9 protein-coding genes are annotated in these 9406 nt (G+C 49.9%); 5 read left to right on the top strand and 4 right to left on the bottom strand.

Going from position 1 to position 9406, the window contains the following annotated elements:
• Positions 1–21 precede the first annotated feature (21 nt).
• From L5656_RS09125 to L5656_RS09145, 5 genes are all read left to right on the top strand, one after another.
• Positions 22–417 (top strand): DsrE/DsrF/DrsH-like family protein, encoded by a 396-nt coding sequence (locus tag L5656_RS09125; protein ID WP_297202150.1) that lies wholly within the window; start codon positions 22–24, stop codon positions 415–417.
• Between the two features lie 20 nt (positions 418–437).
• Positions 438–680 carry a sulfurtransferase TusA family protein gene (locus L5656_RS09130; protein WP_297202153.1) on the top strand — a complete coding sequence of 81 codons (243 nt, stop codon included), beginning with the start codon at positions 438–440 and terminating at the stop codon, positions 678–680.
• 62 nt (positions 681–742) lie between these two features.
• Complete coding sequence (locus L5656_RS09135) at positions 743–1882, top strand: NAD(P)/FAD-dependent oxidoreductase (RefSeq protein ID WP_297202155.1); 1140 nt, start codon at positions 743–745, stop codon at positions 1880–1882.
• Between the two features lie 16 nt (positions 1883–1898).
• Positions 1899–2354, top strand: a complete 456-nt coding sequence (locus L5656_RS09140) for a DUF1641 domain-containing protein (RefSeq protein WP_297202158.1) — start codon at positions 1899–1901, stop codon at positions 2352–2354.
• A 242-nt stretch (positions 2355–2596) separates the two neighbouring features.
• Complete coding sequence (locus tag L5656_RS09145; protein ID WP_297202160.1) at positions 2597–3943, top strand: citrate/2-methylcitrate synthase; 1347 nt, start codon at positions 2597–2599, stop codon at positions 3941–3943.
• Between the two features lie 75 nt (positions 3944–4018).
• Here L5656_RS09145 and L5656_RS09150 read toward each other — a convergent pair whose 3' ends face one another.
• From L5656_RS09150 to L5656_RS09165, 4 genes are all read right to left on the bottom strand, one after another.
• Complete coding sequence (locus tag L5656_RS09150) at positions 4019–4852, bottom strand: nucleoside recognition domain-containing protein (protein WP_297202162.1); 834 nt, start codon at positions 4850–4852, stop codon at positions 4019–4021.
• Positions 4806–6332, bottom strand: coding sequence for a recombinase family protein (locus L5656_RS09155; RefSeq protein WP_297202164.1), 1527 nt, complete (start codon positions 6330–6332; stop codon positions 4806–4808). The genes L5656_RS09150 and L5656_RS09155 overlap by 47 nt, the downstream gene beginning before the upstream one ends.
• Positions 6332–6508: a hypothetical protein gene (locus L5656_RS09160; RefSeq protein ID WP_297202166.1), complete on the bottom strand. Its 177-nt coding sequence runs from the start codon at positions 6506–6508 to the stop codon at positions 6332–6334. Before L5656_RS09160 ends, L5656_RS09155 begins: the two co-directional genes overlap by 1 nt.
• 183 nt (positions 6509–6691) lie before the next feature.
• Positions 6692–9406: calcium-translocating P-type ATPase, SERCA-type (locus L5656_RS09165; RefSeq protein ID WP_297202168.1), on the bottom strand; the 2715-nt coding region annotated here is incomplete at its 5' end.

Here is a 9406-nt window from a genome sequence, read left to right on the forward strand (position 1 = left end):
AATCAAGGAAGGAGGATTCTTATGGAACAACCCAAACTGTCTGTTATCTTACTTTCCGGAGAACTAGAGAAGTTGCAAGCCGGGTGCCTTATCAGTTCAGTGGCCTCCATGTCGGGAATGGAAGTCAACGTCTTTGTCACTATGGAAGCTTTAAGATCCTTCCGCAAAGAGGTAATTGAAGCTAAGGACTTTAAAGCAGGTCTTGTCGGCCAGGAAATGCTCAACAAACAAGTAGACCTCTTCTATAAACTCCTGGAAAACGGAAAGGAGATGGGGAACTTAAAGGTATTCGGATGCGCTATGGCCATAGACCTGATGGGATGGAAGAAAGAAGATTTCATAGATATCTTTGACGATATAATTGGCGTTACTGCTTTCCTGGGCATGGCCGCAGGCAGCCAGGTTATTGTGATGTAAAAGTTATGGGGGGTATGCTCATGTCTGAGGAAGTAATCATTACTAAAACCATTGATGCCCGGGGCTCCTACTGTCCAGGGCCGCTTATGGAACTGGTCAAAGCCATTAAGCGTGGCCAGGTAGGAGATGTATATGAATTGTTGTCCAGTGATAGCGGTTCGGCCAAAGATGTACCAGAATGGGTCAACAAAATGGGGCATGAACTGATTTATTGTAAGCCAGAGGGCGATTTCTGGCGCATCGCAGTGAGAAAAACGAAGTAAAAGGTTGCAGGGTATGCGCCGGAGGGGTGCATACCCTGAACGCTTTAGGTGGAGGTAGAACCATGATTAAACGTGTGCTCATTGTAGGCGGCGGCGTAGCCGGGACCATGGTAGCCAACCGGCTGGCCAAGTCTATGCCCAAGGAAGTCTATGACGGCAAGCTGGAAATAATGCTCCTTACAGATAGCGTTCAGCATATTTACCAGCCCGGCTTCTTATTTATAGCTTTCAATGAAGGCTTCTTAGAACAATTCCAGAAGGATCAGAGAGAGCTGCTGCACCCCAAAATTAACCTTATTATCGACCGCGCAAAAATTATAGACGTAAAAAAAGGCAGGGTAGTTACGGAAAAACACTCCTTTAATTATGACTTCCTGGTAATAGCCACCGGATCATATCCCGATATGAACTCGGTACCCGGCCTGGCGGAAGCCGGTCACACCTTCTATACTCCAGAAGGCGCAGTTAAGTTACGGGATGCCATGTTAAATTTTAAGGGCGGCACTCTGCTCTTGACCATTGACGTGCCCCATAAATGTCCCGTTGCCCCCCTGGAGTTTATCTTCATGGCGGATGATTTTTACAGGCAACTCGGTATCCGGGAAAAAGTAAAACTGAAATACACTTATCCCATAGGCCGCGTCCATTCCATGGAGGCCATTGCTAGCTGGGCTGTCCGAGAATTCGAGAAGCGGGGGATCGAGTACGAAGTATACTTCAACCTGGAGAAGGTCGATCCGGCAAAAAAGCTCGCTTATACCATGGACGGCTCAGAACACCCCTTCGATTTGCTCGTGTCCGTCCCGGCCCATCGCGGAGCCCAAGTCGTTAAAGACTCCGGGTTAGGGGATGAGGACGGGTTCATTCCCACCGACCGCTATACCTTAAAAATGGAAGGTCAGGATAACGTCTATGTAGTGGGAGATGCGACTAACCTTCCGGTCAGCAAGGCCGGTTCTACCGCCCATTACGAAGCAGATGTAGTAGTTAAGAATATAATCTGTGAATTAAAAGGGATACCACCCTCCCACCGTTACGACGGTAAAGCTTTTTGTTTTGTGGAGACCGGCCTAAAGGAGGCCACCTATATAACTTTTAATTATAAACAACCGCCCCAATTGGTTCCTTCTTCGGAAATGCTACACTGGTTTAAGATTTCCTATAACGAAATATATTGGCTGGCAGCTCGCGGAATTCTGTAAAAAGGAGTGAAAAGAAATGGCCCAGGGCGTCGCTTATAACTTAAATCATCCGGAGACTTCACGGCTTGTGCAGGAGCTGCAAAAGCTTAACCATAACCTTGAAAGCTTCCTAAAAGAATTGGAAAGGTTGCAAGCAACCGGCCTCGTTGATACCCTCATAAATTTAGGCGTAGTTGTTCAGGCTGCCAAGGACTCCCTGACACCAGGCGTAATAACCCACGTTTTTTCCCAGTTGGTAAACATCCTGTCCCTTTTAGATCACATCCAGTCCTTGGGCGGCAGCCAATTTATAGCCGCTACTGTCCAGGCATTTGAAGAAGCCGTTCAAGAAAACAAAGGAAAACAGGCAAAAAGCTTATGGACCCTTCTGCGTCTACTGAAAAAGGATCCCCAGGTGAAAAAAAGCCTAGAGATATTGGTTTCCTTTTTGCAAAAGTTTTCCACAAATCTAAACTTTGCCCAGGCGAAATAAGAAAATGCACAAGGGCGGCCCCCTTCTTAAAGGACAGGGGGCTTTTTGTTACTACCGCTCAAAAGGCATCGTTCACCAGATACCATTCATTTTCCCTCAATTCCCTTATTTAATCTCTTCCCAAAGGCCGCTAACTTTTTTTATACTCCTTAAGAGGAAAATAGTTTTTGCCGGAGCAACCCCTAGCATAGACGTGGTTTTTTGTGTACCCAAACCCCTTTTAGAAAGGATGTTGTTTTCATATGGAGAACCGGAGTTTTCTCGACGAACTCGCTTTACTGGCCGAAAAAAATAACTATATCGACCCAGAGCTATACGAAAAATATAACGTAAAACGTGGTTTAAGAAACAAAGATGGTACCGGGGTTCTGGTAGGGTTAACCGAAATAGGTGAGGTACACGGTTATATTCTCGATGAAGGCGAACGAATCCCGGATAAGGGGCGCTTGCTCTACCGGGGAATCGATGTCTGGGACATCGTTCATGGATTCCAAAAGGAAAACAGGTATGGATTTGAGGAAGTTTGCTATCTTCTCATTTTTGGCGAGCTCCCGGACCGGAGAAGACTGGAGGAATTCACAAACCTTCTGGCTGAAAAAAGATCCCTTCCGGATGGATTCGTAGAGGATATGATTCTTAAGGCTCCCAGTAAAGATATCATGAATAAATTGGCCAGAAGCGTTTTGGCGTCTTATTCTTATGATGAAAACCCGGATGATACAAGTGTTAGAAATGTGGTCAGACAGAGCATTGAACTCATCGCCCGCTTCCCCATCATGGCAGCCTATGGCTACCAGGCGAAATGCCATTACTACGACAATAAGAGCTTATATATACACCTACCCCAAAAGGAACTGGGTACTGCCGAAAATTTCCTGCATATGATACGGCCTGACAATCAATACACCAGGCTTGAAGCTGAATTGCTAGATCTGGCTCTGGTGCTCCACGCCGAGCACGGCGGAGGTAATAACTCCACCTTTACCGTTCATGTTGTTGCCTCCACGGGAACCGATATATACTCCGTTATTGCTGCAGCGGTAGGTTCCCTGAAAGGTCCCAAACACGGCGGAGCCAATATCAAAGTAATGGAAATGATGGAGGACATAAAGGAAAATGTCAAGGACTGGAAGGACGAAGACGAGGTTAAACATTACCTGACCAAGATTTTAAGGAAAGAAGCCTTTGATAAAAAAGGGTTAATTTACGGTTTGGGCCATGCCGTTTATACATTGTCCGACCCCCGGGCCGTGTTGCTAAAAGAAAAAGCCGCCGAACTGGCGAAGGCCAAAAATATGGAGGAAGAGTTCAACCTGTACTTAACCATAGAAAAAGTGGCTCCGGAGGTATTTGCTGCCGAAAAACAGGTAGATAAAGTAATAGCTCCGAATGTAGATTTTTATTCCGGATTTGTGTACAAGATGTTAAATATTCCCGTGGAACTCTATACTCCCATATTTGCTATAGCAAGAATTTCAGGGTGGTGTGCCCACCTGATAGAGGAACTTGTAAGCGGCGGAAGAATTATAAGGCCAGCTTACAAAAACGTAATGCCTAAAAGGAGTTATGTCCCCTTAGACCAAAGATAATCCTTGCATACCTGTTAATAGTTCTAAAAAGGGATGGCTAATAACCATCCCTTTTTATTTTTAGATGGCCACATTCTAATTCCAACTGAAATTCACCTTCGTAAAGAAAACTAGGTTAAGAAGCAGTAAAACCCCTGAAGCCACAACCAAGGGTACCAGGAAAGCCAGTACAGTCCACTTTAAGCTCCTTGTCTCCTTATAAATAGTAAGCAAGGTGGTGGCGCAAGGATAATGAAGAAGGCTAAAAAGCATCACAGACAAAGCGGTGGTCCAAGTCCACCCGTGGAATTTCAATAAACTTGCCAGAGCGTCTAAGCCGTCTAATTCTACCAGGGTGCCTAAATTTAAGTAAGCCATAAGTAAAAGAGGTAACACAAGTTCGTTGGCCGGCAAGGCTAAAATAAAAGCCAAAAGGATATACCCATCTAAACCTAAAAATCTGGCCAGAGGGTGCAAATATCCTGCTCCTAAGTTTAATAAGCTCTGCCCTTCTAGGTGTATGTTAGCCAGGAGCCAGGTTAGTGCTCCGGCTGGTGCAGCAACGGTTACCGCTCTTCCCAAGACGAATATAGTTCTATCTAAAAAAGAACGTATAAGTAGGCTCCCTATCTTCGGCCATCTAAAAGGGGGCAGCTCCAAAATAAAACGTGAGGGTACACCGCGCAAAAGAGTCCGCGATAGTATCCATGAAACCCCAAAGGTTACAAGTATACCGAATAAAACAAGCCCGCTGACAGCAGCCGCTGCTATTAAGGAATTTCCCCCCGTTCCAGCAAAGAATATACTGGCCAAAGATATGAGTAAAGGAAAGCGACCATTACACGGTACAAACACGTTCGTCAGCATTACGAAACCGCAACGGTCACTGTCCATCTTCTTTCGTCTCCAGTTGACGCACCCTAGCCTCAACCACCATTTCCCCTTTAAGGAGGGTAACCCTCCGTACCAGGAGCCTTATAAGTTTTTCCCTGTCCTGCCAGTCCAGATCATCTAGCCTCCCCGCCACCTCCTGCGCCAGTTCGTGCAACATTGCAGCACCATACCGGACCGCCGACGTACTGTTAACCGTTTCTTCCAGCTCCTTCAGCCTAGCTTCTAGGACCTTCTTTTCTGCCTCAAGCTCCTTCACTGACCGTTCAAACATTTCTAGGCTTATCAGGCCACGCTTATATGCTTCAAAGACCCGCTCCCTTTCCCGTTCGGCCTGTTCCAGCCGCTTTTTCACCCTTCCCGCCTCCTTGGCAGCCTGGTCTGCTGCCGACGTATCCAGGGCGTCGCTCACAAGGGCTTCGGGGTCAGAAAGCCACTCCCTTATCTTCCCCCATACCGCTTCTTCCACCTTATCCGCCCGGTGCCTGTTTCCGGGGCAGGACACCGGATTGCGCCTCTCCGCCTGTACTGAAGGCCAGGCCCGGGTACATATGTAATACCTGAAGATATTTCCCTTCCGGCTCTTACCGTAGCTTCCGCACATGCTCCCGCCACAAAGGCCGCAGTAAACGAGGCCACTCAAGGGGTAATAATAGGTTTTCCCTCCCTGGTTACCGCGCTTTCTGGCAGTAATGGCCTGCTGCAGGAGTTCCCATTCTTCTGGGCTAATTAACGGCGGTACAGGTACCGCCACCCAATCTTCCTGCGGGCGGATCCTGGGACTTGCGCTGCCGCCCCGCTGCCTTATGGCCTTATGCCCTTCGGTATCGTACATGTGGACGTACAGAGTTCCCTTGTAGGCGGGGTTTTTCAGTATTCTCCGGACCGTCTGCCGGTACCACCTGTCGCCTTTAGGGCCCGGTATGCCCTCTGCATTGAGCACAGCAGCTATCTCACTGCAAGACTCCCCGGACAGAGCCATATCCACCATACGGCGGTATACGGTCGCCTTAACCTCGTCGATCTCATATTTTCCCTCAGAGTACCGGTACCCATAAGTCTTAGGATTAAAGGGGAGATAGCCCTGTTTCGCTTTCGCCAAGCGGCCGAACTGGCTGCGCAGCTTAAACTTCTCTTTTTCGTATTCGGCTATGGCCCCACGTAAAGAGTAGAAAAGCCTTCCTTCCGGGGTGGCCTGCCAGTCCATGGTCACAAACTCCAACCGGCAGCCGACCTTCTCTATCGTCTCCACCAGGAGGAGCTGGTGGGCCAGTCTCCTGGAGAGCCTGTCTGGGTCATAAGCAATAAAGAAGGCCGCGCTCTTCGCTGCGGCCAGGGCGGCTTGGAGGCCCGGGCGTTCTACAATCTCCCCAGTGTATCCTTCATCACGGTAGATTTCTATCCGGGTGGCCCCCAGCTCCACCGCTTTTTTGCAGCAGGCTTCCTCCTGGGCTTCAAGGCTGTATCCGTGCCGGGCCTGATCCTCCGTGGAAACGCGCACGTATACCACTGCTAACACTAAGCTTTCACCTTTTCGTTTTTAATTATTTCATAAACCCTTTGGAAGGCGTACCGCCGCGCTTCCCTAAGTGCTTTTTCACTTTCCTCCTTTGTACCTGTATATAATACCCTAACCACATACCCTCCAGCGGAGGACTTAGCCTCCTTTCTTCTAAGCACCACGGCAATCCTCATCTCCCCTTCCGCTACATTGTACGAAGGCCCTAGATTGTCCTACTACAGGAAAAGGACTCCAAATAAAGGAGTCCTTCCCAAAGCAGCTTACCTGAAAAGGGCAATAAAAAAATACCGGGAGATCCCGGTATGCGTGACTCTATAGTTGTTTTTTCCTCCTCGCTAGACCGGGTACCTATCGGGTCATGTTGCCCTAGTTTCCTGTCGGCGGGCGGGCCCAAAAAGCTTACCCAAAAACTTACTTGTTTCCACCGCTACCAGGGGAACAAGACTCAGGGTTAGAACCACTCCCCAGTCGCTGGACCGCAGCATCACGGTTTCAAAAACACCCCTCAGGAAGGGAATAAATACCACAGCCAGTTGAAGAGAGGCTGACGCCAGAAAAGCGTACACCAAACTGCGGTTAGTAGCTAGTCCTATGGCAAAGAGGGATTGATCCATGCTCCGGACGTTAAAGGAATGCACCAGTTGCGACAAGGCCATGGTTACAAAAGCCATGGTATGCGCTTCTTCCAGGGTCCGTCCCCAACTAAGGGCCAGCCAGTAGGAGGCCAGGGACAGCAACCCAATCAAGGCACCCTGCCACAGGATCTTGATACCCATGCCCCCGGCAAACACCCCTTCATTAGGCTTACGGGGCGGCCGGTTCATAACGCCCTTTTCGGGTGGCTCCAGACCCAGAGCCAGGGCTGGCGGGCCGTCAGTAACCAGGTTTAACCATAAAATCTGGATGGGCGTAAGTGGACTGCCCAGTCCTAGCAATATAGCAGAAAAGATGGCCACAATCTCCCCAGTGTTGCAAGAAAGCAGGTACTGGATGGACTTGCGTATATTATCGTAAATCGTTCGTCCCTCTTCCACCGCACTAACGATGGTGGCAAAGTTATCATCCAGCAGTACCATATCCGAAGCCTCTTTGGCTACCTCAGTACCTGTAATGCCCATGGCCACGCCTATATCGGCTCGTTTAAGAGCCGGAGCGTCGTTCACACCGTCGCCCGTCATGGCTACTATATGGTTGTGTTCCTTCAAGGCTGTCACTATGCAAAGCTTATCTTCGGGGGACACCCTAGCGTAGACGCTGGTATGGGGCACCACTTCCTTAAGTTGTTGCTCGTGCATTTTCTTCAGCTCAGCGCCGGTCAAGATGCCGTCGCCCTGCTGCCAAATACCTAGTTCCCTAGCAATGGCCAGGGCGGTCTCAGGGTGATCTCCAGTGATCATTACTGTGCGGATACCGGCACGGCGGCTGACTTCTACCGCTTCCTTGGCCTCGGGCCGCGGTGGATCCTGCATGGCAAAGAAACCGATAAAGGTCAAATCCTGCTCGACAGTTTCCGGTGACGGGTTAGCCGGAACTTCAGGCCAACGGCGGAGGGCCAAGGCCAGGACTCGCTGGCCTTGGGATGCCAACTGTGAGTTGATTTCCAAAAGACGGGCACGAATTTCCTCGTTTAAGGGTACAACTCCTTGATGTGTCATTGCCCCGGTGCAGCGGGCCAACAGAACATCAGGTGCTCCCTTAGTAAAGGAACAGATCGTTCCATCCATATGATGGAAAGTAGTCATCATCTTCCGGGCAGAATCAAAGGGAATTTCGGCCAATCTGGGGTAAGTGTTCTCCACCTTCTCCCTTATTAAACCCGCTTTGGCTGCCGCCACTACCAGTGCGCCCTCGGTGGGATCTCCAATTACCTGATATCCCTTCCCAGTCTCCTCCAGCCGCGCGTCACTATTTAGCAACCCGCCTAAGAGCATTAATTTCAGATTCTGATCGGTTAAAGGAGCTATTTCCTTCCCGCTCTGGTCCAAAAACTGACCGTTCGGTTGGTAACCGGCACCAGTTACCTGCCATAGGTTGCCAGCCGAATAAATCTGGGTGACAGTCATTTCATTTTTGGTAAGGGTGCCCGTCTTGTCAGAGCAAATAACGGTGACGGTGCCCAGGATCTCTACCGCCGGGAGTTTCCTGATAACAGCCCGGCGGCGGCTCATTCTGGTCACGCCCAGCGCCAGCACAATGGTCACTACTGCGGGCAGCCCCTCCGGAACTGCTGCCACTGCCAGGCTGATGGCTGTCATAAACATTTCCAGTATATCTCCACCCCGCCACAGCCCGGTAACAAAGACCAGGGCCACGATGGCTCCTGCGGCCATTCCCAAAATTTTACCTAGTTCACCCAACCGCCGCTGCAACGGGGTAGGTTCCGGAGGCGTCTCTTGGAGAAGTTGAGCGATACGGCCCAATTGGGTGTTCATCCCTGTTGCCACCACTAAGGCCCTACCGCGCCCGCCGGTAACAGTAGTCCCCATAAACAGCATATTTTTCTGGTCTCCTACCGGGACTTCACCGGCTTCTAGGAGGGCGGGGTCTTTTTCCACCGGCACTGACTCACCGGTTAAGGCGGCTTCGTTGACCCGCAGGGAGGCCCCTTCGATCAGCCTGGCATCAGCAGGGACAAAATCTCCCGCATCCAGCAGCACCACATCGCCAGGGACCAAGTTTGCTACATCAACCTGCATTACCTTCCCGCCCCGGACCACTTTGGCCGACGGTTTGGTCATCTCCTTTAATGCTTTAAGGGCTTGTTCAGCCTTATGCTCCTGATACACTCCCAGGACGGCATTCAGCACCACAATGACTAGAATGACAATGGAATCTACCCATTCACCCAGGATACCTGAGATGACCGCAGCTCCGATCAGAATCAATACCAGTATTTCCTTTAGCTGGCCCATAAACATGGAAAAAAGGCTGCGGGGCGGCGGCTCTTTCAGGACATTGGGACCATAAAGTTCTAAGCGCCTGTTCGCTTCCTCTTGAGCTAGCCCCTGGGACAGGTCAGAGTTTAATTCCTGGCAGACCTGCTGGATCTCCATGGCATACCAAGGCTTTGG

Source organism: Thermanaeromonas sp. (assembly GCF_021890735.1).
GTDB lineage: Bacteria > Bacillota > DSM-521 > Neomoorellales > Neomoorellaceae > Thermanaeromonas.